Source organism: Chelatococcus daeguensis, from assembly GCF_001887265.1.
Taxonomy (GTDB): domain Bacteria; phylum Pseudomonadota; class Alphaproteobacteria; order Rhizobiales; family Beijerinckiaceae; genus Chelatococcus_A; species Chelatococcus_A sambhunathii.
Map to the genome: position 1 here is coordinate 2,459,455 of NZ_CP018095.1, position 21,327 is coordinate 2,480,781.

Here is a 21,327-nt window from a genome sequence, read left to right on the forward strand (position 1 = left end):
AAACGAAGTCTGAACACGGTAATCGGAGGGGACCTCTGCTCCATGACGGCCCAGGCAAACGGTAGTCCGCATCCGCGCGGCGGGCTCTACTTCGAAGACTTCAGCGTCGGCCAGCTCATCCGCCATCGCCTCACGCGAACCGTGACGCAGATGGACAACATGCTGTTCTCGAACATGACGCTCAATCCCCAGCCTCTGCACATCGACGCGCATTTCTGCGCCACCGAGACCGAATGGGGCCGGCCGCTGATGAACTCGCTGTTCACCCTCGGCCTGATGATCGGCATTTCGGTGAACGACACCACCGTCGGCACCACCATCGCCAATCTCGGCATGACGGATGTGCGCTTTCCCGCGCCGCTCTTCGAGGGCGACACCATCAATGTGACGACGGAGGTGGTTGCCGTGCGCATTTCGCGTTCGCGCCCCGACGCCGGCATCGTCGACTTCCTGCACCGCGCCTACAAGCAGGATGGCACGCTCGTCGCCGAATGTCGGCGGCAGGCCTTCATGCGCAAGCGCCCCGTGGTGTGACGACCATGCGCTCGCTGCTCTTCGTCCCCGGCGACAGCCGCAGGAAGCTGGACAAGGGACTGACGGCCGGGGCGGACGCCCTGATTCTCGACCTCGAGGATTCCGTCGCGCTGTCGGAGAAGGAAACCGCTCGGCGCGTCACCGCCGACTTCCTGCGCGATGTCGGCAACCAGCCGGCGCGGCCCCTGCTCTACGTGCGCATCAACGCGCTCGACAGCGGCCTGAGCGAAGATGATCTCGACGCCGTCATGGCGGCGGGACCCGATGGCATCGTGCTGCCGAAGGCCGCCGGCGGCCCCGACGTGTCGCATCTCGGCGCCAAGATCGCGGTGCGCGAGGCCGAATTCGGCCTCGGCGACGGCAGGACCCGCATCCTCGCCATTGGCACTGAGACGGCCCGCGGCGTCTTCGCGCTCGGCACCTATGCCGGCGCGAGCCATCGCCTCACGGGCCTCGCCTGGGGCGGCGAGGATCTCTCAGCCGACATCGGAGCCGAGACGAACCGCCTGCCGGACGGCCGGTATGCCGAGCCCTATCGCCTCGCCCGTTCGCTGACCCTCATGGGCGCCGCGGCAGCGGGCGTCGATGCGGTCGACGCCGTCTTCACCAATTTCCGCGATCTCGACGGGCTCTCCGCCGAATGCGAGGCGGCCCGGCGCGACGGCTTCGTCGCCAAGATGGCGATCCACCCGGCGCAGGTGCCAGTCATCAATGCCGCCTTCACGCCGACGCCCGAGGCAATGGCCGAAGCCCGCGCCATCGTGGAGGCCTTCGCCGCCAATCCGCAGGCCGGTGTGCTCGCCGTCGGTGGCGAGATGGTCGACCGTCCGCACCTGAAGCGCGCCGAGCGCGTGCTCGCGCGTGCGCCGACGAGGATTGAAGGTCGCACCTCATAGGTCGCCGGATCGGCCGGGCGCGACGTATCCCTCTCCCCGCACGCAGGGAGAGGGAGCATTTGCACGACGGACCCGCCCCTCTTACTCCCCACCCTTCGGCCGCACCAGGGAGAACACCTCGTCCACGACGCTGTAGTCATGATAGCCGAGCCGGGCAATGGGCTGCATGGCGGCGGTGTCGACGAGCCCGTCCCTGAGGTAGCGGTCGTCGATATAGATACCGACCACCTGGCCAAGGACGAGCCACCGGTCGAGCGCGCGTCCGTCCATGTCCTCGAGCCGGATGATCTGCAGGCGCCTGCATTCGAGCGCCGCCGCGATGCCGCGCACCCGCGGCGGCTTGACGAAGCGCGAAGGCTCCGGCACGAGCCCAGCCGCCTCGAACTCGCTGACGCCGCGCGGCAGCGGCGCCGAGGTCGCATTCATCGCGTCGCGCAACGGATAGGTCGCAATGTTGCAGACGAACTCGCCCGTCTCAGCGATGAAGGCGACGGAATCCTTCTGTCCCTCGCTCGAAAAGCCGACGATGGCCGGGTAGGTCGAGAAGGCGTTGAAGAAGCTGTAGGGCGCGAGATTGACCTCGCCCCGCTCGTTGAGGGACGAGATCCAGCCGATCGGCCGCGGCGCGACGAGAGCCTTGAAGGGATCGTGCGGCAGCCCGTGGTCACGGGCGACGGCGTCGTAGATCATCGGCCCTGCTCATCGAAACGGGTGACGATGGCGGACAGCTCCGGCCGCGGCCGGTCCGGCGGCGTCTCGCTGGCCGTGCCGATGTGGACGAAGCCGGCGATACGCTCGTTGGCGGCAAGGCCGAACGCCTCGAGCACGCGCCGGTCATAGGCGTACCACTCGGTGATCCAACTCGTGGCGAAGCCCATCGCATTCGCGGCGACGACGAGGTTCATGCACACCGCGCCGGCTGACAGCACCTGTTCCCACTCCGGGATCTTCGGATGCGGCGTCGCCCGCGAGACGACCGCGACGACGAGCGGAGCACCCGTCAGGCGCTCGCGCTCGGCGGCGAGGCGCTTCTCGTCCGCCTCCGGATTGTCGGCGGCGAAGGCGGCCGCGATGATCTCCCCGGCCTTCACGCGGGCTTCGCCCGAGAAGACAATGAAACGCCAGGGGACAAGCTTGCCGTGGTCGGGCACCCGCGCGGCGAGGGTCAGGAGCGTATTGAGCTCCTCATCGCTTGGCGCCGGGGCCTGCATCTGGCGTGCGGCCACGGAGCGGCGCGCGCTGAGGAGTGCGATCGTTTCATTCGACATCGGCTCTTCGCTCCAGACTGGAACTGCTTGAAAAAAAGCGTCGTTTCGGCGCCTCGTGCCCGCCGTTGTCATCGCGACTCCGCCGCCCTGCGTCAACGCCGTCGCGCGCATGGCCGCCCGCGCGGCAATGCCCCCCGCGCGAGGCCGTGCCGCCGCACGATGCCACCTTCCATTCACAATTGGGTGGCAACTGCTCGCCGGGGCGCTTATGGAAAGATCTCTCCGGCTCCCGGCACGAACGGAAAACCAGCAACGTGATCAAGGTCTTCAATCGCTGGAGCGCACTTGCCCTGACGGCGTTCTGCCTGCCTTTGCTGGCAGCCGGCGCTCTTGCGCAGATGCCCCCGCGGCTGCAGAACGCGCCGCCGCCGCAGCTCCAGGACACGCAAGGCACCGCGACCCTCTATCTGAGCGCCGTCTTCTCCGGCGAGACCAAGCCCATCGGAGAAGGGCTCGTCTGGCGCGTCTATGCCGATGCGCCGGACGGCGAGGACTTCAAGATCATGGTCAAGTCGCAGGACGCGTCGCCCTCCGTCACCCTGCCCAAGGGCGACTACCGCATCCACGCGGCCTATGGCTTCGCCAGCGCCACGCGCCGCGTCTCCCTCACGCGCGACACCGTCGAGCGGCTGACCATCGCGGCCGGCGGCCTGCGCATCCGCGGCGCCATCGGCACGAACCCCATCCCGCCCGAGAAGATGACCTTTTCCGTCTTCGTGCCCGTCGGCAACAACGACGAAGGCCGCCTCGTCGTCGAGAAGGCGCGCTCGGGCTCGGTCGTGCGCCTGCCGGAGGGGACCTACCACGTTGTCTCCAGCTATGGCGATTCCAATGCCCTCATGCGGGCTGACCTCAAGGTCGAGAACGGCAAGCTCACCGACGCCACGCTCAATCATCGCGCCGCCACGGTGACGCTGAAGCTGGTCCGCGCTGCGGGCGGCGAAGCCTTCGCCGGCACCGCCTTCAGCGTGCTGACCCCGGGCGGGGACGTCATCCGCGAAGAGATCGGCGCCTTCCCCTCCTTCGTCCTGGCGGAAGGCGAATACGTCGTCATCGCCCGCCACGAGGGCCAGGTCTACACGCGCGAATTCACCGTCGAAAGCGGGCAGGACCGCGACATCGAGGTGGTGGCGCGGTAGGGGAGAGCATGGATTCCCTCTCCCCGCGCGGGGGAGAGGGAATGGCTTCTCAGGCCACGGCCTGCTTGAGCGCCGGCGTCTCGGCGCGCTCGCGGCGGAGGTCCGGCGGCACCGCCTCGTCCACCAGCGAGGCGAGCGCCTCATCGAGCGTCATCGATACCTGCTGCTGCGAGCCGAGCCGGCGAATGGAGACCGTGCGCTCCGCCGCCTCCTTCTTGCCGACGACGAGGAGCACCGGCACCTTGGCGAGCGAGTGCTCGCGCACCTTGTAGGTGATCTTCTCGTTGCGCAGGTCGACATCGCCGCGCAGGCCGGCCTTCTTCGCCGCCTTCAGCACCTCGACGGCATAATCGTCCGCCTCCGAGGTGATGGTGCAGACCATCAGTTGCTGGGGCGCGAGCCATAGCGGGAAATGCCCGGCGAAATGCTCGATGAGGATGCCGGCGAAACGCTCCATCGAGCCGCAGATGGCGCGGTGCACCATCACAGGCGTCTTCTTCTGACCGTCCTGATCGACATAGAAGGCGCCAAAGCGCTCCGGCAGGTTGAAATCCACCTGCGTCGTGCCGCATTGCCAGTCGCGGCCGATGGCGTCCCGCAGCACATACTCGAACTTCGGCCCGTAGAAGGCCCCCTCGCCCGGGTTGATGCTCGTCCTGATGCGATTGCCCGACCGCGCGGCAATCTGTTCGAGCACCTTGCCCATCACCGCTTCGGCGTGGTCCCACAGGGCGTCTGAGCCGACGCGCTTCTCCGGCCGGGTGGAGAGCTTGACGACGATCTCGTCGAAGCCGAAGTCGGCATAGGTCGACAGAATGAGATCGTTGATCTTCAGGCATTCCTCCGCAAGCTGATCCTCCGTGCAGAAGACATGCGCGTCGTCCTGCGTGAAGGCGCGCACACGCATCAGCCCGTGCAGGGCGCCCGAAGGTTCGTAGCGGTGCACGGCGCCGAATTCGGCAAGCCGCAGCGGCAGATCGCGGTAGGACTTCAGCCCGTGCTTGAAAATCTGCACGTGGCCCGGGCAGTTCATGGGCTTGATGGCGAAGACGCGCTCGTCCTCGGTCTCGTCGCCAGCCGAGGTCGCCGCGAACATGTTCTCGCGATACCAGCCCCAGTGGCCGGAGATCTCCCACAGCGACTTGTCGAGGAGTTGAGGCGCATTCACCTCCTCATAGTCGGCGGCGAGGCGCCGACGCATGTAGCTGATGAGGTTCTGGAACAGCGTCCAGCCCTTGGGATGCCAGAAGACGGTGCCCGGCCCCTCCTCCTGGAAGTGGAACAGGTCCATCTCCCGCCCGAGGCGGCGATGGTCGCGCTTTTCGGCTTCCTCGAGCTGCCTGAGATAGGCGTCGAGGTCCTCTTGGGTGGCCCAGGCGGTACCGTAGATGCGGGTCAACATCGGATTGTTGGAATCGCCGCGCCAGTAGGCACCGGCCACCTTCATCAGCTTGAAGGCAGTGCCGACCTTGCCGACGCTCGTCATGTGCGGCCCGCGGCAGAGATCCAGCCACTCGCCCTGCCGGTAGATCTTCAGCGTCTCGCCCGGAGGGATGGTATCGACCAGTTCGACCTTGAAGGCTTCGCCCTTCATCTCGAAATGCGAGCGCGCCTGCTCGCGGGACCACTCCTCCTTGGTGAAGGCAGCGTCGCGGGCGATGATCTCGCGCATCTTGGCCTCGATCACCGGGAAATCCTCGGGCGTGAAGGGCTTCTCGCGATAGAAGTCGTAGTAGAAACCATTCTCGATGACCGGGCCGATGGTGACCTGGGTACCGGGAAAGAGCGTCTGCACCGCCTCGGCCAGCACATGGGCGCAGTCGTGCCGGATGAGTTCCAGCGCGCGCGGATCGTCGCGCGAGACGAACTCGATCCTGGCATCGCGCGTGATCGGGTCCGCAAGGTCGGCGAGGTTGCCGTCAAGCGCCATGGCCACGGTGCGCTTGGCAAGCGACTTCGCGATGCCTTCGGCGACCTCGCGCCCGGAAATGCCTTCGGGGAACTGGCGCGCGGCGCCATCGGGAAAGGTCAGCGTGATCATCAACAGTCTCCCGCTCACTCCTGCAAACGACGGCAGGTAAGCGTTTTCATCTCAGGGTTGTCCGGACGGCGCTCCTTGCGCGGGCGAGGCACCGTCGCCGCCCGGTTCGACGGCCTCGCAGGCGAAGGCCGGCGGCGCGTTGACGCCGCGCCAGCGCCCATAGGTCCACGGCTTATACCAGGCGCTTGCCGGCGGCAACGCCTCCGGCACGGGATCGATGCCGCTCGTGCCGAGCGGCGTGCAACGGCAGATCCGGGCAAACCCCATCCACCCGCCGGCCCACAGGCCATGCGCCTGGATCGCCTCGTCCGTATAGGCCGAGCAGCTCGGCCAGTGCCGGCACTGGCGCCCGACGAAGGCCGACAGCGTGAGCTGGTAGCCACGAATGAGAAGATGCGCTATCCACTGACCGGGATTCATGTTTCTTGCCGCTGGGGAATCGCCTTCCATATGGCTACGCTTGGAGCAGGCGCTACGTTTCGCGTCGTTTTTGCCACGAAACGTTAACTGCGCTGCGCCAGAGTGCCGGCATTCATTCAGGAGTAGCACATTGTCTGGCAGCCGCGTCGCTCTTGCCGCCACTCTGGCCGCTTCGGCCCTCGGCGCATTCGCATTGTCGTCCACCGCCCTCGCGCAGTCGTCCCGTCCCTATGAGACGACCTTCGCCGGCGAACCGGTCGGTCCCAACGACTGGATCCTCACGATCAAGGGTAATGCCCAGATAACGCCCAAATACGAGGGATCGGACAAGTCAAGCTTCGTCGCCTTCCCGTCCTTCACCATCCGCCGCGCCACGGAGCCCAAGCGCTTCGCGGCCCCGGACGATGGGGTGAGCCTCACCTTCTACGGCAACCCGCTCGTCAGCTTTGGCGTCGTCGCCGCCTATCGGGGCGGCCGCTACTACGAGGACGACCGGCGCCTCTTCGGCCTGTCGAAGATCAACTGGACCATCGAGCCTGGCGTCTTCATCGAACTGTGGCCGACCGAGCAGCTGCGCGCCCGCTTCGAGATCCGCCACGGCCTCAACGGCAGTGGCTTCGTCGGCGGCGTCGGTCTCGACTGGGTACAGCGGATCGATCGCCTCACCATCTCCGGCGGCCCGCGCGTCGTCCTCGCTGACGGCGACTACATGGACAAGTATTATAGCGTGACACCCTACGAGGCCGCGCTCAACGGCCGGGTCTGGCCTTTCAAGGCCGACGGCGGCATGCGCTCCATCGGTGCCGCCGCGGCGGTGTCCTACGACTGGAGCGACGAGTGGAACACCACCGTCTTCGGTCGCTATGACTACCTGACAGGCGACGCGGGCAAGAGCCCGGTGGTGCGTTCCTTCGGCTCGCGCAACCAGTTCAGCGTCGGCGTCACGGCAGCCTATTCCTTCAAGACCACTTGGTAAGTTAGCCACGCCGGCAGCTCAGGCCTCGGCCGCTGGCGCTTCGGCCTTTGCCGCAAGAGCCTTGTCGACCGCCTCGACAACCGCGTCGAAGGTCAGCAGCGTCGAGGCGTGCCGGGCCTTGTAATCGCGCACCGGCTCGAGCACGGCAAGTTCCGCCCAGCGCCCGCCCGGCGGCGGGCCGTTGTCCTTGAGCATGCGCCGCATCGTCTCGCGCAATTCACGCAATTCCGCCGCATCCGCCCCGATGACGTTGCGCGCCATGATGGATGACGACGCCTGGCCGAGGGCGCAGGCCTTCACGTCGTGGGCGAAGTCGCTGACGCGCCCGCCGTCCAGCATCACGTCGACGGTCACCGTCGACCCGCAGAGCTTGGAATGGGCAGTGGCGCTGCCGTGCGGCGCGGCAAGCCGCCCGAGCCGTGGAATGTCCGCCGCCAGTTCCAGAATGCGCCTGTTGTAGATATCCGAGAGCATACCCGCTCCAACCTGACGGATTTGGTTCCATCCGTGCCGGTCCCCTATATAAGGCCCGCAGCATGGATGCAAAAGCGCGCCGCCGACCATAAGCCGGCGCGGAGTGCGGCAGGTGCCGGCGACGACGTGCAGCCGATGCGCGGCAAGGGATGCATTTCGGGTCCGGGGGCCCGTTGCCGATCGGGAGAGGCCGGATGAAGACTGCCGCGAAATCGTCGAACACGGGCGCCGCCGGGAGCGACTGCAACAAGATGGCGGCACCGCTCCCGAGCCGCGCCGAGGCGGAGGCCGCCGTGCGCACGCTCATCCGCTGGGCCGGCGACGATCCGGATCGGGAGGGCCTCGTCGGGACGCCCGAGCGCGTCGTTCGCACCTTCGAGGAGGTCTACGCCGGCTATCGCGAGAACCCGGCCGATCTGCTCGGCAGCACCTTCACGGATGTGGGCGGCTACGAGGAGATGGTCCTCGTACGGGACATTCCCTTCCATTCCCACTGCGAGCACCACATGGTTCCCTTCGTCGGCCGCGCGCACATCGCCTATTACCCCGCGGGCGGTGTCGTCGGCCTGTCGAAATTCGCCCGCTTGGTCGATGCCTATGCCAGGCGCCTACAGACGCAGGAGACGCTGACGACCCAGATCGCCGATACCATCGAGACGCACCTTTCCCCGCGCGGCACGGCGGTGATGATCGAGGCCGAGCACATGTGCATGTCCATGCGCGGCGTGCAGAAACAGGGCTCGCTGACCGTGACCACCCGCTTCGGCGGCGTCTTCCGCGACGATCCGGCCGAGCAGGTGCGCTTCTTCACGCTGCTGCGCTGCGGCCGCGACCGGACGGCAGGATGATGCCTCGGGCCGGGACTTCGAACCAAGAGACAGGACATGTGCGAACGCTGTGACTTCATCGCCGCGCGCGGCAGCAAGGCGGACGTCGAGGAGGGCGACCGGCTGATGCCGGCCTTCGACGCGAACGGGCTCCTGACCTGCGTCACGACCGACGCGGCAACCGGCGAGGTGCTCATGGTCGCCCACATGAATGCCGAGGCCCTCGCCCGTACCGTCGAGACCGGAGAAGCCTGGTACTGGTCCCGCTCGCGTGCCAGCCTCTGGCACAAGGGCGACACCTCGGGCCAGATACAGACAGTTGTCGAAATGCGCGTCGATTGCGACCAGGACGCCATCGTCCTCAAGGTCGAGGTCGGCGGCGACGGCGGTTGCTGCCACACCGGGCGCCGCTCCTGCTTCTACCGGCGCGTCATCACCGAGCCGGACGGCCGCGGACGCCTCGTCTTCGACGACGCGGCGTGACACGGAACGAGGCGCCCGGGCGACCAAAGCCGAAGGCGCCCAGGGCGACACAAGGACGACATAAGCCTCTTTCATTCATTCCACGGCAACTTCATCCTGCCAGGCTGCATTGTGCTCCTGCGGAGGGCGACCGGATGTTCGAAGACCTCGCATCGCTGACGGCGGCCGTGGCCGTTGAGCCCAACCTGGCCGTGCCGCGGACGCAGCGCCCTTTCGGCATCGCTCTCGGAGGCGGCGCGGCACGCGGCTGGGCGCACATCGGCGTGATGCGCGTCCTGGCGCGTGAGGGCCTCGTCCCGCACGTCATCGCCGGCACGTCCATCGGCGCCGTGGTCGGCGGCTGCTTTGCCTGCGGCAAGCTGGACGAGCTCGAGGATTTCGCACGCTCGCTGACCAAGCGGCGCGTGATGGGACTGATGGATTTTCACCTCAACGGCTCCGGCCTCATTGCCGGTCAGCGCCTCAGGCGCATGCTGTCGCACCACCTCGGCGACATTCGCATCGAGGCCCTTACGCCCCGCTTCGTCGCCATCGCCACCGAGCTCGGCAGCGGCCACGAGATCTGGCTGACGCGCGGCTCCATCACCGAGGCCCTGCGCGCCTCCTATGCTCTGCCCGGCATCTTCGATGCCGTGCGCCTCGGCGGCCGCTGGCTGATGGACGGCGCCCTTGTCAATCCGATCCCGGTGACGGCGGCCCGGGCGCTCGGGGCGGAGATCGTGCTCTGCGTCAATCTCAACGGCAGCGACACGCGCGGCCGCGGCGCCGTCATTCCTGCGCACGGCACGGATGAAGACCTCAACGAGGAGGAGGCACAGACAAGCCGCGGCCTCTTCGCACCCGTCCGTGGAGCCGCCATGCGCATGCGCCAGTTCGGCCGGCGCTCCGACGGTGCACCCGGCATCGGTGCCGTGATGGTCGATGCCTTCAACATCACGCAGGACCGCATCGCCCGCTCGCGCCTCGCCGGAGACCCGCCGGACGTCATGGTGTCGCCACGCCTCGGCCGCATGGGGCTGTTCGACTTCCATCGAGCCGACGAAGCCATCGCGCTCGGCATGGAAGCCACCGAGCGCGCCCTCGCCGAGTTGCGCGAGATGCTGGAGGTCCCGCTGGCCGAGCGGGGCTGACGGCCCGTGCCCTGCTAGGCCATGGCGATATACTCGCGCATGGCCTTGTGCTCGGCCTCGATCTCCGCCACCCGATACTTGACCACGTCGCCGATGGAAACGAGGCCCGTCAGCTTGCCGTCCTCCACCACCGGCAGGTGTCGGAACTTGCCCTCGGTCATGATCCCCATGATGTCCGTGATCGCCGAGGCGCTCGTACAGGTCACGACCTTCTCGGTCATGTGCCGGCTCACCGCTTCCTTCAGCGCGTCAATTCCCGCCTTGGCGATCTCGCGGACGATGTCACGCTCGGAGAGGATGCCGAGAACCTTGCCGCCCTCGTCCACCACGACGACGGCGCCGATGCGCCGCTCGGCGAGAAGCTGGGCTGCCTCCATGAGCGTCTTGTTCGGAGAAATGGTCACGACGCTGCGGCCCTTGGCCGCCAGGATCTGGGCAACGGTCATCAGCTCCTCCATGCCAGATCGAGGCGCTGGTCCCGTGCGATCGCAACGGCACCCAACGCCTGCGATTCACCCACTTGAGCCATAGTGGTGGCACTCCTCGGCGAGCGCAAGGCGGCCGGGGGATACCGCGGCTCAGTCCGCGCGCTCGCGCGAATGAGCGTGGTCGAAGAGCGGAAAGAGCAGCAGGCCCGCGACGAAGCCGCCGATATGCGCCTCCCAGGCGATGCCGCCCTCGGCCAGACCGAGCGGCAGGGCGGCGACGCCGAAGGCGAGATTGACGACGAACCAGATGCCGATGAAAGCAAGGGCCCGGCGGTTGCGCATGAGCTGGCCGAGGCTCTCGGCCGGCATGCGGTGGGCGCTGAGGTCGATGCCGAACATGTGGCCCCAGTCCGGCCGGAAAACGAAACGCGCGGCCGCCGCCATCACGCCCGAGATGGCACCCGAGGCGCCGATCATCGGCACGACGTCGAACGGCCGGCTCGCGAGATGGGCCAGCGCCCCTGCAATGGCGCAGACAAGGCACAGGACGAGGAAGCGCACCGCGCCGAAGCGCCGCGCAACGGCGCTGCCGAAGGCGAGCAGCCATAGGGAATTGGCCCCGAGATGCGCCCACGAGCCATGGAGCAGTGCATAGGTGACGAGGGCCCACGGCGCGGCACCATCGCCGAGGACGAGGCGTGCGAACATCTGCCAGTAGCCGCCCTCGGGCATCGCCGCCGCCCGGGCCACGATGGCATCGAGGCTCTCGAAGCCGAGGCCGACGACGAGCCGTGCCGGGATGAAGCCGAAGTCCACGAGAATGCGGAAATCCGTCTCCTCGCCGATGACGGAACGCAGGATATGGATGGCGACGATGACGGCGATCGACCCGACGACGACCGCCGGGGCGTTGAACATCGGCTCGCGCGAGGGGCCGGAGGAAGGCTGGTGCGACATGGGCTCCGAAAGGCAAGCGTCGAAGGTGGCCACGACGCCCGCCGCGGCCGCCGCCGCGGCAACAGGCAACAGTTTGCCCGCCGCGTCAATCCGCCATGGCGCGCAGAGGGCCCACGCGAGCGCCAAGGGGGGAGAGGCTTTTCGCCTCTCCCCCGGTGCCATCCTTGTCCCGTGCCGTGGCAATCACCCGGCATCTCGTTCGACGCTCCTGCTGGCAGGGCCGGAAGACCGCTTGCCGCATGGTCCGGAGCATGACGCGCTGGCCCACAAGGGGCAACGGCAAGGAACGATTAACCCTAACGAAAGGTAAACGTCGGGCACCTCTCCCCATCCCTGGCACGGGTGCTGCATTCTCGAGAACATGATGTCGGCAACCGTGCCGGGCTGGGAGGAAACGGCACAACCACGCGCCGCTCGCCACTCCCCTCCCGCCGGTGCGCCGCACGGTCGCGCACGGAGCCGGGACGACAGCGGGTCAAAATGAAACATGTGACGAGCCGCGCACTCTACGACTACTGGAACCGCCTGCGCGGGGAGCGAGCAGCGCCCGAGCGGGGAGAGATCGCGCCTGGCGAGATCCGCCACATCCTGGGCGACACCTTCATCCTGGACATTGACGGCGGCGAGCCCCTATTCCGCTTGGCCGGCGCGCGGCTGTGCAGCCTCGTCGGGGAGGATCTCAAGGGGCGTGCCTTCACCTCCCTCTGGCACGAGGACAGCCGCCATGAGAGCCGGCGCGCCATCGCCCTCGTCCTCGACAACCAGGCAGGCGTCGTCGCCGGTGCCGAGGCGCGTCCGCACCCGGCAGCGCCTGCCTCGTCGGGGCAACCGCTCGACCTGGAACTCATGCTCCTGCCGCTGCGCTATCGCGGCAAGACCCATGCCCGCATGCTCGGCGCGCTCTCGCCTGCAGCCCCACCCGACTGGCTCGGTCTCGCTCCTCTTCCTCCCCTCGCCTTCACCTCGGCGCGGGTCCTCTGGCCGGAAGGAACCGACCGCCCGGCCGTGGCGGGCGCCGTTCAGGACCGCCGCGGTCATCTGATGGTCTTTCGCGGCGGGCGGGGCTGACCCCCCGGCCGAAGGGCGGACCGCAGCGCTGTCGTCCCGAAGGGCAACAGCTTCGCGCAAGACAAGAGCGCATGACTGTTCACGCGCTTTCGGCGCTTCATGGATCGTCGGGGATCAAGTATCTATTGTACTCGTCCGCTGGCTGATTCTCCGCAGCTTGGTATTTCGACACGATGGCACGGCCGATTTCACCGACAACTATTGCCTTGCGTGCCAACAAGCAGGATCGACGGCGCCATCAGCGGGTGCCGGTCACGCTCGTCGGCCGCTACATGCTGCCGGACAAGCAGGAGTATCCGTGCCAGACGCTGGACATGTCGCCCGGCGGCGTCAGCCTCGTAGCTCCGACACCTGGCGCCATCGGTGACCGGGTCATCATCTATCTCGAGCAGATCGGCCGCCTCGAAGGCGAGGTGACCCGCCATATCGACAACGGCTTTGCCGTGCGCTTCACCGCGACACCACGCAAGCGCGAGAAGATCGCGACCCAGCTGATGTGGCTGGTGCACCGCGACACGCTTGGGCTGCCCGAGGATCGCCGCCACGAGCGCATCGTGCCCAACCGGCAGTTGACGACGATGGCAATCGCCGGTGGCGACCGCCAGACGGTGCGCATCATCGACATTTCGCTGTCCGGCGCCGCCGTTTCATCTGCCGCCGCCCCGGCGGTCGGGACGATGGTCACGCTCGGCCGCACCGAAGGCCGCGTCATGCGCCACTTCGAAGGCGGCTTCGCCGTGGAATTCCTCGTGCCGCTCCCCGAGCAAGACTTCGACGAGACGATCGAGCTCTGATGGTACGCCGCCGGGGTGCCGCGAAGGCAATCGTCCAGCCGCCCTCCGCCGTCATTCCCGCGCTCGTCGCGGGCATCCACGCCATGAAATCGCGCACAAGCCGGGAGGCGTGGATGGCCGGGATAAGCCCGGCCCGGACGCTGGAAGAGGGCGCTCTCCTATTGTCACCGTCGGGTGGACGGCCTCGATAAAATGCGCTGAAATTGAATTAATCCTCGATTTACTTAACAAAACATGCGTTAATGGCCCGTATATCTGTAAAATTACGTTTGTTTTATTGAATGTCGATGGATTTTGCTGCCCTAAGATGTCTCCCGACGAATTGGGAGGCGACAATGAAAAATCCTATCGTCGCATTGGTCCTCATCCTCGCCGGCGCCGTCGCGGCGGACGGTGCCCTGGCGTACGGGCAGCGGCCGGAGCCGACGCCAGCAGCCGCCGAGCACGGCCTCGCCCGCCCGCCGGTCGGCTGGCTGCAATTCTGCAGCATGCACCCGGCCGATTGCGCCGTCGACCGGCAGGAAGAGGCGCAGATCGACCTCGATGCCCGCCGGTGGCGGCTGCTGACCGCCATCAATCGCAAGGTCAACGGCGCCATCGTGCCGCAGACCGACGAGGAGCAGTGGGGCGTCGTCGAAAGCTGGAACTATCCCGACAGCGGCAGGGGCGATTGCGAGGACTACGCGCTGCTGAAGCGCCGGTTGCTCGCCGAGGCTGGCCTGCCCCGGCGGGCGCTGCGCCTTGCCGTCGTCATCGACGAGAACGGCGAGGGCCATGCCGTGCTGATGGTGCGCACCGACCGGGGCGACCTGATCCTCGACAACAAGCGCGACGCCGTCCTGCCCTGGCTCGCCACCGGCTATGTCTTCGTGAAGCGCGAGAGCCAGGATTTCGCCGGCTGGACCTCCCTCGGCCACCAGGGCTCCGAGATGACGGCGAGTCCGCGCTGACGACCCTGCCGGCCTTGCGAGGCCGGCGCTGCGTGCCTCGAAAACCACAGCCATGAACAAATGTTAACCTTGATGAGACGTTGACGCCTGCGCTGCCTTGCGGCATCACCCCCGCCTGTGAAAAGGTAAACGAAGTCTTAAAGGGGTTGGGGCGGTCGATGGGTTCGCGTACCTCCGTCATTCTGGCGCTTGCAGCCTTGTGTCTCGTTTCGCTGGCTGCCACGGCCGAGGCCGATACGCGCAAGACGGCTTCCGTTTCCCAGGCCCGCCAGCTTGAAGTCAATCTCCCCGACGCTTCCTCTGCCATCGAGCGCACGATGGCCCGCCCGCCGGTCGGCTGGCTTGCCTTCTGCCGCACGAACTGGAGCGAATGCACCGATGACGCGGGCGGCCCCAGCATCATCGACCTCGACCGATCGGACTGGCACGACATCGTCCGCATCAACCTCGACGTGAACCGTTCGATCACACCCGTAACAGACATGGAACACTGGGGCGTCGAGGAATCGTGGGACCTGCCGGTCGACGGCAAGGGCGACTGTGAGGATTATGTGCTCATGAAGCGCAAGCTCCTCATCGAGCGGGGCTTCCCTGCCCGCGCCCTGCTGATCACCGTGGTGCGGGACGAGGTCGGCGACGGCCATGCGGTGCTGACCGTGCGCACCACCCGCGGCGACTTCATCCTCGACAACAAGCGCGATTCGATCCTCTCGTGGACGGCGACCGGCTACCGCTTCATCAAGCGCCAGTCGCAGCAGGACACGATGCATTGGGTCGCCCTTGGCCAGCCCGATGCCGGCACGGCCACCGCTGCGGCGCGCTGACACGGCCTGACGGCCGGCGGCCACGTGCGCCGCCGGCGAAAATCGGCTAGCAAGGCACCTCCCTCTCGCCTCCAGCGACTCGCGCCTTGTCAGCCCAGCCCCTCGATATCCTCAAGACCGTCTATGGCTATGGCGCCTTCCGCGGACGCCAGGCGGCGATCATCGACCACGTGATCGCCGGACGGAACGCCTTCGTGCTGATGCCCACCGGCGGCGGCAAGTCGCTGTGCTACCAGATTCCGGCGCTGGTACGCCGCGGCACCGGGCTCGTCGTCTCGCCCCTCATCGCGCTGATGGAAGACCAGGTCGCGACGCTGCGCCAGGCGGGCGTGCGGGCGGCTGCGCTCAACTCGCGCATCTGGGGCGCGGAGAAGGACGAGCTCTGGCACGAGGTGGGGCGCGGAAAGATCGACCTCCTGTACATGGCGCCGGAGACCCTGCTCAGGCCCGAGACGCTCGAGCGGCTGAAGGCCGTTCCCCTGTCCCTCATCGCCATCGACGAGGCCCATTGCCTCTCGCAATGGGGGCACGACTTCCGGCCCGAGTACCGCGCGCTCGACGTGCTGATCGACCTCTTCCCGGAGGTGCCGCGCATGGCTCTTACGGCCACGGCCGACGCCCCGACACGCGAGGAGATCGTTGCCCATCTCGCCATCGGTGCCGGGAACAGCTTCGTCGCTGGCTTCGACAGGCCCAACATCCGCTACGGCGTCGCCGAGAAACAGGGCACGACCCAGCAGCTGCTGCGCTTCCTCGCCGCACGCAAGGGCGAGAGCGGCATCGTCTACTGCCTGTCAAAGCGCAAGACCGAGGAAGTGGCGGCGACGCTCAACGCCCACGGCTTCACCGCCCTCGCCTATCACGCCGGTATGGACATGGCAGCGCGCGAGGCCAACCAGCGCCGCTTCCAGCACGGCGAGGGCCTCGTCATGGTGGCCACGATCGCCTTCGGCATGGGTATCGACAAGCCGGACGTGCGTTTCGTGCTGCATGTCGACCTGCCGGCCAGCATCGAGGCCTATTACCAGGAGACCGGCCGCGCCGGCCGCGACGGGCTGCCCGCCGAGACGCTCATGCTCTACGGCGCCGAGGACATGGCGCTGCGCCGCCGCTTCATCGACGAATCCGACGCCCCCGCGGAGCGCAAGCGCATGGAGCACCGCAAGCTCGACGCATTGCTCGGCTTCGCCGAATCTTGCCAGTGCCGCCGCCAGGTCTTGTTGCGCTATTTTGGCGACGACTGTCCGCCTTGCGGCAATTGCGACGTCTGTCTCGACCCGCCGGAGACCTTCGACGGCACCATCGCCGCCCAGAAGCTGCTCTCATGCATCCACCGCACTGGCGAACGCTTCGGCCAGGGCCATGTCGTCGCCGTGCTCCTGGGCGAGGAGGACGAGCGCATCGAGCGGCTCGGGCACGACAAGCTCTCCACCTACGGCATCGGCCGGGAGTTCGACCGCAACCAGTGGCGCTCCATCATCCGCCAGCTCGTCGCCCACGGCCTCGTGACCGTCGACGTCGCCGGGCATGGCAGCCTCGCCATCTCCGCCAAGGGAGCGCGCTTCCTGCGCGAACGATCCTCGATCATGCTGCGGGCGCTGAAGAAGCCGCAGCCTGGCGGCCGGAAGGCGGCGCGTCGGCAGGCGGTCACGGCGCTGCCGGATGGGGACCGCGAGCTCTTCGAGAAGCTGCGCGCGCGGCGCCTCGAATTGGCGAAGGAGCAGAACGTTCCGCCCTACGTCATCTTCCACGACCGTACGCTGCAGGACATGGCGGCCCGCATGCCGCGCACCCGCTCCGATCTCGCGGCCATCTCCGGCGTCGGCGAGTCGAAGCTCACCCGCTATGCCGAGGCCTTTCTCGAGGTCATCACGGCGCATGCGGCCGAGGCACGCTGAACACGCTCAGTCGAGCCGCTTCAGCCCCGCCGCGAACCGGCGCCAGTTGCCGACATAGCCCATGGCCGACAGCCTGAGCCCGGCGAGGGTCTTCTCGTCGAGGGCGCGCACGGCCCGGGCCGGTGCGCCGACGATGAGCGAGCCGTCGGGAAACTCCCTGCCCTCAGTGACGAGCGCGTTGGCGCCGACGAGGCAATTGTTGCCGATGCGCGCGCCGTTGAGCACCGTGGCGCCCATGCCGATGAGGGTTGAAGCGCCGATGCGGCAGCCGTGCAGGATGGCGTGGTGGCCGATGGTGCAATCCGGCCCCACGGTGAGCGGAAAGCCCATGTCCGTGTGCAGCATGGCGCCTTCCTGAATGTTGCTGCGGTCGCCGATGTCGATCAGCTCGTTGTCGCCGCGCAGCACGGCGCCGAACCACACCCCGACCTCGTCACCGAGCCGGACGCGGCCGATCACATGCGCATCGGGCGCGATCCAGAAACGATCGGCGGCGGGCAATTCGGGGCTGAGATCGCCAAGGGCATAGACGGGCATCACGGTCTCCACAGTCGATGGCGCAAGGAGGGCCCGCCGGAAGCCGCCCGTCAAGCCCGTCCTCTCCTGTTGGGAAGGACAGCGGTGCCGGGCTTGGTTAACGCGGCTTTAGGCAAGATGGCGCAATTTGGCCGCAGCCGCCGTCCGGTGGTCTGGAGATCACGTCAACCATGGTCCTTGCAGCAGAAAGGCTTTTCTCCGTTGTTGCCCGCCGGCTTTCGATCCTGCTGTGCTTGTCGCTCGCCGCGGCGGCCGCGGGCGCCGCCGTGCTGGCCGGCATCTTCTTCCTTCGTCCTGCTGCCCCGGAGAAACCTGCTCCAGCCCGCATCGGCTACGAACTCGCCGGTCACGCGCTGAGCGTGCCCGCATCCTGGCTGCGCGAGACGATGGACCGGTCGGGCGGCACAGTACCCCGGCTCGATCTCGCCATCCCCTGGCCGGGCACCGCTGCCGCCAGCGATGCAGAAATCGTGACTGTCACCCTCGTCCCGGCGGACGCGGCGCTCGACCCTGCCGAGCGGCCGGCGAAGCTCTACTTGCGTTTTCTCGCGCCCGAGACCTGGCCCGGCCCCGGCGGCCTCGTGCTGCGCCGCTTCCGCCCTGGCACGCCCTACGCGGGCGAGGAGCTTTACCTCGCCCCGCCCGACGGACGGCGTTTCTTCGCCCGTTGCACGCGCGCAGGCGCGACGGGCATCGTCGCTCCGCTCTGTACCACGGTGATGCGACTTGCCGGCATCGACGTCATGCTCCGCTTCGACTCCGAACGCCTCGCCGACTGGCCCCGGCTCGGCGCCAGCGCCGAACGGCTCATCGCGATCATGTCGCCGCCGCCCGAGTCGCAATGACGACCCGACAACGAAAAAGGGCGCGCCGGTCGCCGGGCGCGCCCTTCTTGGTGGCCTTGCCGGCTCAGTCCTCGAGATCGGCGTCGAGGATCGCCATCTGGAAGCTGTAGGACTTGTCGCCGTCCTCGTCGTCGAGGAAGAGCACACCGACGAACTCTTCCCCGATATAGACCTCCGCCGAGTCGGTCTTGCGCGGGCGCGCAACGACGCGAATGCCGGCATTGGCGAAGGTGCGGCGCAGAAACCGCTCGACTTTGGCAAGTTCGTTCTTGTCCATGGCGCCGCCTCTCGTGTTCGGGTCTTCGGAAGGGCCCCGCTTGCCATGGAACAAGGCCCACGGGCAAGAGCGAAGGCCCTCAATCCCCCAACTTCTCGGCGAGGATCTGGTCCATGCTGCGCGCCGGCTCGGCACAGCCGGCGGTGCCGACGACCCGCGCCGGCACGCCCGCGACCGTCGTGTTGCGCGGCACCGCGTGCAAAACGACCGAGCCGGCGGCCACACGGGCGCACTGCCCTACCTCGATATTGCCGAGGATCTTGGCGCCGGCGCCGATCAGGACGCCCTGACGAATCTTGGGATGGCGGTCGCCGCGCTCCTTGCCCGTGCCCCCTAGGGTGACGCCCTGCAGGATCGACACATTGTCCTCGACGACGGCTGTCTGGCCGACGACGAGCCCCGTGGCATGGTCGAGGAAGATGCCCTTGCCGATGCGGGCAGCGGGGTTGATGTCCGTCTGGAACACCTCGGACGATCGGCTCTGCAGGTAAAGCGCGAAGTCGCGCCGTCCCTGCTGCCACAGCCAGTGGGCCAGCCGGTAGGTCTGGATGGCGTGGAAGCCCTTGAAATAGAGCACAGGCTCGATCAGCCGCGTGCAGGCCGGGTCACGGTCGGCGACAGCGACGATATCGGCCCGGAAGGCCTCGCCGATCTCCGGCGAATCTGCGATTGCGGCAGTAAAGACCTGGCTGATGAGCTCGCTCGAAACCACGTCATGGTCGAGCCGCGAGGCGACACGGTGGATGATCGCCGATTCCAGTGTCTCGTGGTTGAGGATGGTGGCGATGACGAAGCCGGCAAGCTCCGGCTCGCGTGCCACCACCGCCTCGGCCTCCTCGCGCAGCCGCGTCCACACCGGATCGACCGCCTCGAGACCGTGGCGCCTGTGCTCGCTCGCCTTCGTCTGACCGGGGGCCATGCTCGTCTCCTCGTCGTTGCGCGCCCACGGCCGGACAGCTCGGCCCCACCGCAAGGTGCGCTTAAGTTAGGGCGCCATGGTCGGCACGCCAAGGGGCATGCGGAAGGGTCGCGCGGCAGATTGTATCGTCGCAGGACGCGAGCGGCAGGTCACCGGTTCGCCGCCTCGAGCGCGCGGACGATATCGCGCGGATCGCGCCGCAGGAGCGTCAGCCTATATGATCGTTCGAACCGCCGAGTCGGCCCGATATGCAAGCCAGGATCAGTGAGCGAGGACCTGCCGATGCCATCCCCCGTCGCCTCCCACAGCCTGCGCCTGTCGGTCGCCTCCGGCATCGCCACAATGACCATCGATAACGAGGCGCGCCGCAACGCCATCGATTTCGCCACCTGGCGCGCCTTCCCGCAGGTCATGACGACCCTCGGTGCCGACGACGACGTGCGCGTCGTCATCATCCGCGGCGCGGGCGACGTCGCCTTCACAGCCGGCGCCGACATCGGCGAGTTCGGCTCTCTCCGCGCGAGCCCGGAGGGCGGGCGCGCCTACGAGGCGGCGAATCTCGCCGCCTTCGAGGCCGTCGCCGCCTGTCCGAAGCCGGTGCTGGCCCTGATCCGCGGCTTCTGCCTCGGCGGCGGGCTCGGCATCGCGCTGGCCTGCGACCTGCGCATTGCCGCCGACGATGCCGTCTTCGCCATTCCCGCCGCGCGGCTCGGCGTCGGTTATCCGCCGGCCGGCATGGGCATGATTGTCGCCGCCATCGGCGCGGCCGCCGCCAAGGACCTCATCTTCACCGCCCGCCGCATCGAGGCGGCGGAGGCGCTCACCCTCGGCCTCGTCCAGAAGGTGGTGCCCGCCGGCGACATCGAGCGCGCGGCCGCAGGTCTTGCCGAGACCATCGCCGTGAATGCGCCGCTGACCATCCGCGCCGCGAAGGCGGCCGTCGCCACGGCTGCGGGCCTGCCTGGCGCTGGCACGCCGAACGACCTCCAGGCCCTGGCGGATGCCTGCTTCGCCAGCGCCGACTATGCTGAAGGCTGTGCCGCCTTCCTGGGCAAACGATCCCCGCAGTTCACCGGACGATGAGGTGAGGACGGTGACGAACCGCAAGTGTCTCAGGATCGCCGTGGCGGCCGTGCGCGACGAAAAGGGGCGCCTTCTCCTCGTGCGCAAGCACGGCAGCGACATCTTCATCCAGCCCGGCGGCAAGATCGAACCCGGCGAAGCGCCGGAGGCCGCCCTCGCGCGCGAGCTCGCCGAGGAACTCAGCGTCGCACCGCAGCCCGGCACCCTCCACTCGCTCGGCGTCTTCACGGCGCCCGCCGCCAACGAGCCGGACACCGATGTCATCGCCCATCTCTTTGCCGTGCATCTCGCAGGCACGCCGCGCGCCGCTGCCGAAATCGCGGAACTGTCATGGCTCCCCTTGCACGAGGCCGACCGCTGGCCTCTCGCCAGCCTGATCCGCGACAAGGTTCTGCCGCTGCTTGCAAAAACCATTCCCGCTCAGGACCTTGGCATCGTCCGCTGAATCGGCTTGCGAGCCACACGGCCATCAGCTGATTCAATTTCTCAAGTTCCGGATTCAATACGCGAGGCCGCTGAATCCGTTTCTCAAGCGCCGGAATCGCCACCTGAGCTTCCC

At 67.6% G+C, this 21,327-nt stretch carries 25 protein-coding genes; 15 read left to right on the forward strand and 10 right to left on the reverse strand.

Annotated features, from left to right (window positions below; genetic code table 11):
* Positions 1 to 42 precede the first annotated feature (42 nt).
* Positions 43 to 534, forward strand: coding sequence for a MaoC family dehydratase (locus tag BOQ54_RS11690; RefSeq protein WP_055457279.1), 492 nt, complete (start codon positions 43 to 45; stop codon positions 532 to 534).
* A 5-nt stretch (positions 535 to 539) separates the two neighbouring features.
* The gene (locus tag BOQ54_RS11695; protein ID WP_055457866.1) at positions 540 to 1,430 is read left to right on the forward strand and encodes an HpcH/HpaI aldolase/citrate lyase family protein; all 891 of its coding nucleotides are present in this window, start codon (positions 540 to 542) and stop codon (positions 1,428 to 1,430) included.
* An 81-nt stretch (positions 1,431 to 1,511) separates the two neighbouring features.
* Here the strand turns inward: BOQ54_RS11695 and BOQ54_RS11700 are convergent, their stop codons facing one another.
* Both BOQ54_RS11700 and BOQ54_RS11705 read right to left on the reverse strand, forming a co-directional pair.
* Positions 1,512 to 2,120, reverse strand: coding sequence for a flavin reductase family protein (locus tag BOQ54_RS11700; RefSeq protein WP_071923953.1), 609 nt, complete (start codon positions 2,118 to 2,120; stop codon positions 1,512 to 1,514).
* Positions 2,117 to 2,698 (reverse strand): nitroreductase family protein, encoded by a 582-nt coding sequence (locus BOQ54_RS11705; RefSeq protein WP_063189072.1) that lies wholly within the window; start codon positions 2,696 to 2,698, stop codon positions 2,117 to 2,119. Before BOQ54_RS11705 ends, BOQ54_RS11700 begins: the two co-directional genes overlap by 4 nt.
* A gap of 254 nt (positions 2,699 to 2,952) precedes the next feature.
* On the opposite strand from BOQ54_RS11705, the gene BOQ54_RS11710 reads away from it, so the two are divergent.
* Positions 2,953 to 3,837 carry a hypothetical protein gene (locus tag BOQ54_RS11710; protein WP_055457282.1) on the forward strand — a complete coding sequence of 295 codons (885 nt, stop codon included), beginning with the start codon at positions 2,953 to 2,955 and terminating at the stop codon, positions 3,835 to 3,837.
* 49 nt (positions 3,838 to 3,886) lie between these two features.
* On the opposite strand, the gene thrS is transcribed toward BOQ54_RS11710, so the two are convergent.
* Positions 3,887 to 5,878 carry a threonine--tRNA ligase gene (gene thrS, locus BOQ54_RS11715; protein ID WP_071923954.1) on the reverse strand — a complete coding sequence of 664 codons (1,992 nt, stop codon included), beginning with the start codon at positions 5,876 to 5,878 and terminating at the stop codon, positions 3,887 to 3,889.
* Positions 5,879 to 5,929: 51 nt separating this feature from the next.
* Positions 5,930 to 6,298: a membrane protein insertion efficiency factor YidD gene (yidD, locus tag BOQ54_RS11720; protein ID WP_071923955.1), complete on the reverse strand. Its 369-nt coding sequence runs from the start codon at positions 6,296 to 6,298 to the stop codon at positions 5,930 to 5,932.
* 130 nt (positions 6,299 to 6,428) lie between these two features.
* Here yidD and BOQ54_RS11725 point away from each other — a divergent pair, with 130 nt between their 5' ends.
* Complete coding sequence (locus BOQ54_RS11725) at positions 6,429 to 7,274, forward strand: MipA/OmpV family protein (protein WP_055457285.1); 846 nt, start codon at positions 6,429 to 6,431, stop codon at positions 7,272 to 7,274.
* Between the two features lie 18 nt (positions 7,275 to 7,292).
* Here BOQ54_RS11725 and BOQ54_RS11730 read toward each other — a convergent pair whose 3' ends face one another.
* Positions 7,293 to 7,748 carry an iron-sulfur cluster assembly scaffold protein gene (locus tag BOQ54_RS11730; protein WP_063189075.1) on the reverse strand — a complete coding sequence of 152 codons (456 nt, stop codon included), beginning with the start codon at positions 7,746 to 7,748 and terminating at the stop codon, positions 7,293 to 7,295.
* A 251-nt stretch (positions 7,749 to 7,999) separates the two neighbouring features.
* On the opposite strand from BOQ54_RS11730, the gene folE reads away from it, so the two are divergent.
* From folE to BOQ54_RS11745, 3 genes are all read left to right on the forward strand, one after another.
* Positions 8,000 to 8,596 carry a GTP cyclohydrolase I FolE gene (gene folE / locus BOQ54_RS11735; RefSeq protein WP_071924485.1) on the forward strand — a complete coding sequence of 199 codons (597 nt, stop codon included), beginning with the start codon at positions 8,000 to 8,002 and terminating at the stop codon, positions 8,594 to 8,596.
* Between the two features lie 36 nt (positions 8,597 to 8,632).
* Positions 8,633 to 9,058, forward strand: coding sequence for a phosphoribosyl-AMP cyclohydrolase (gene hisI / locus BOQ54_RS11740; protein WP_055457287.1), 426 nt, complete (start codon positions 8,633 to 8,635; stop codon positions 9,056 to 9,058).
* 134 nt (positions 9,059 to 9,192) lie between these two features.
* A complete protein-coding gene (locus BOQ54_RS11745) occupies positions 9,193 to 10,188 on the forward strand; it encodes a patatin-like phospholipase family protein (protein WP_071923956.1) in 996 nt (331 codons plus the stop codon).
* 14 nt (positions 10,189 to 10,202) lie between these two features.
* On the opposite strand, the gene BOQ54_RS11750 is transcribed toward BOQ54_RS11745, so the two are convergent.
* Positions 10,203 to 10,634 carry a CBS domain-containing protein gene (locus BOQ54_RS11750; RefSeq protein ID WP_055457868.1) on the reverse strand — a complete coding sequence of 144 codons (432 nt, stop codon included), beginning with the start codon at positions 10,632 to 10,634 and terminating at the stop codon, positions 10,203 to 10,205.
* A gap of 132 nt (positions 10,635 to 10,766) precedes the next feature.
* Positions 10,767 to 11,573, reverse strand: coding sequence for a rhomboid family intramembrane serine protease (locus BOQ54_RS11755; RefSeq protein ID WP_071924486.1), 807 nt, complete (start codon positions 11,571 to 11,573; stop codon positions 10,767 to 10,769).
* A 480-nt stretch (positions 11,574 to 12,053) separates the two neighbouring features.
* Between BOQ54_RS11755 and BOQ54_RS11760 the strand changes: the two genes are divergently transcribed.
* From BOQ54_RS11760 to recQ, 5 genes are all read left to right on the forward strand, one after another.
* Positions 12,054 to 12,641 (forward strand): PAS domain-containing protein, encoded by a 588-nt coding sequence (locus tag BOQ54_RS11760; protein ID WP_055457290.1) that lies wholly within the window; start codon positions 12,054 to 12,056, stop codon positions 12,639 to 12,641.
* Positions 12,642 to 12,814: 173 nt separating this feature from the next.
* Positions 12,815 to 13,435: a PilZ domain-containing protein gene (locus BOQ54_RS11765; RefSeq protein ID WP_055457291.1), complete on the forward strand. Its 621-nt coding sequence runs from the start codon at positions 12,815 to 12,817 to the stop codon at positions 13,433 to 13,435.
* 335 nt (positions 13,436 to 13,770) lie between these two features.
* Entirely contained in the window at positions 13,771 to 14,385 is a 615-nt protein-coding gene (locus BOQ54_RS11770) for a transglutaminase-like cysteine peptidase (RefSeq protein WP_055457292.1), read from the forward strand.
* A 158-nt stretch (positions 14,386 to 14,543) separates the two neighbouring features.
* Positions 14,544 to 15,209 (forward strand): transglutaminase-like cysteine peptidase, encoded by a 666-nt coding sequence (locus tag BOQ54_RS11775; protein WP_055457293.1) that lies wholly within the window; start codon positions 14,544 to 14,546, stop codon positions 15,207 to 15,209.
* Between the two features lie 86 nt (positions 15,210 to 15,295).
* Complete coding sequence (recQ, locus tag BOQ54_RS11780) at positions 15,296 to 17,107, forward strand: DNA helicase RecQ (RefSeq protein ID WP_055457294.1); 1,812 nt, start codon at positions 15,296 to 15,298, stop codon at positions 17,105 to 17,107.
* A gap of 6 nt (positions 17,108 to 17,113) precedes the next feature.
* Here recQ and BOQ54_RS11785 read toward each other — a convergent pair whose 3' ends face one another.
* Complete coding sequence (locus BOQ54_RS11785; protein WP_071924487.1) at positions 17,114 to 17,644, reverse strand: gamma carbonic anhydrase family protein; 531 nt, start codon at positions 17,642 to 17,644, stop codon at positions 17,114 to 17,116.
* A 233-nt stretch (positions 17,645 to 17,877) separates the two neighbouring features.
* On the opposite strand from BOQ54_RS11785, the gene BOQ54_RS11790 reads away from it, so the two are divergent.
* Positions 17,878 to 18,489, forward strand: a complete 612-nt coding sequence (locus tag BOQ54_RS11790) for a hypothetical protein (RefSeq protein WP_145979760.1) — start codon at positions 17,878 to 17,880, stop codon at positions 18,487 to 18,489.
* 64 nt (positions 18,490 to 18,553) lie between these two features.
* Here the strand turns inward: BOQ54_RS11790 and BOQ54_RS11795 are convergent, their stop codons facing one another.
* Complete coding sequence (locus BOQ54_RS11795; protein WP_055457296.1) at positions 18,554 to 18,766, reverse strand: DUF3126 family protein; 213 nt, start codon at positions 18,764 to 18,766, stop codon at positions 18,554 to 18,556.
* A gap of 79 nt (positions 18,767 to 18,845) precedes the next feature.
* The gene (gene cysE, locus BOQ54_RS11800; RefSeq protein ID WP_055457297.1) at positions 18,846 to 19,685 is read right to left on the reverse strand and encodes a serine O-acetyltransferase; all 840 of its coding nucleotides are present in this window, start codon (positions 19,683 to 19,685) and stop codon (positions 18,846 to 18,848) included.
* A 282-nt stretch (positions 19,686 to 19,967) separates the two neighbouring features.
* Here cysE and BOQ54_RS11805 point away from each other — a divergent pair, with 282 nt between their 5' ends.
* Together BOQ54_RS11805 and BOQ54_RS11810 are read left to right on the forward strand one after the other, a co-directional pair.
* Positions 19,968 to 20,768 (forward strand): enoyl-CoA hydratase, encoded by an 801-nt coding sequence (locus BOQ54_RS11805; protein ID WP_071923957.1) that lies wholly within the window; start codon positions 19,968 to 19,970, stop codon positions 20,766 to 20,768.
* Positions 20,769 to 20,778: 10 nt separating this feature from the next.
* Positions 20,779 to 21,213: an NUDIX hydrolase gene (locus tag BOQ54_RS11810; protein ID WP_071924488.1), complete on the forward strand. Its 435-nt coding sequence runs from the start codon at positions 20,779 to 20,781 to the stop codon at positions 21,211 to 21,213.
* Positions 21,214 to 21,327: the final 114 nt, after the last annotated feature.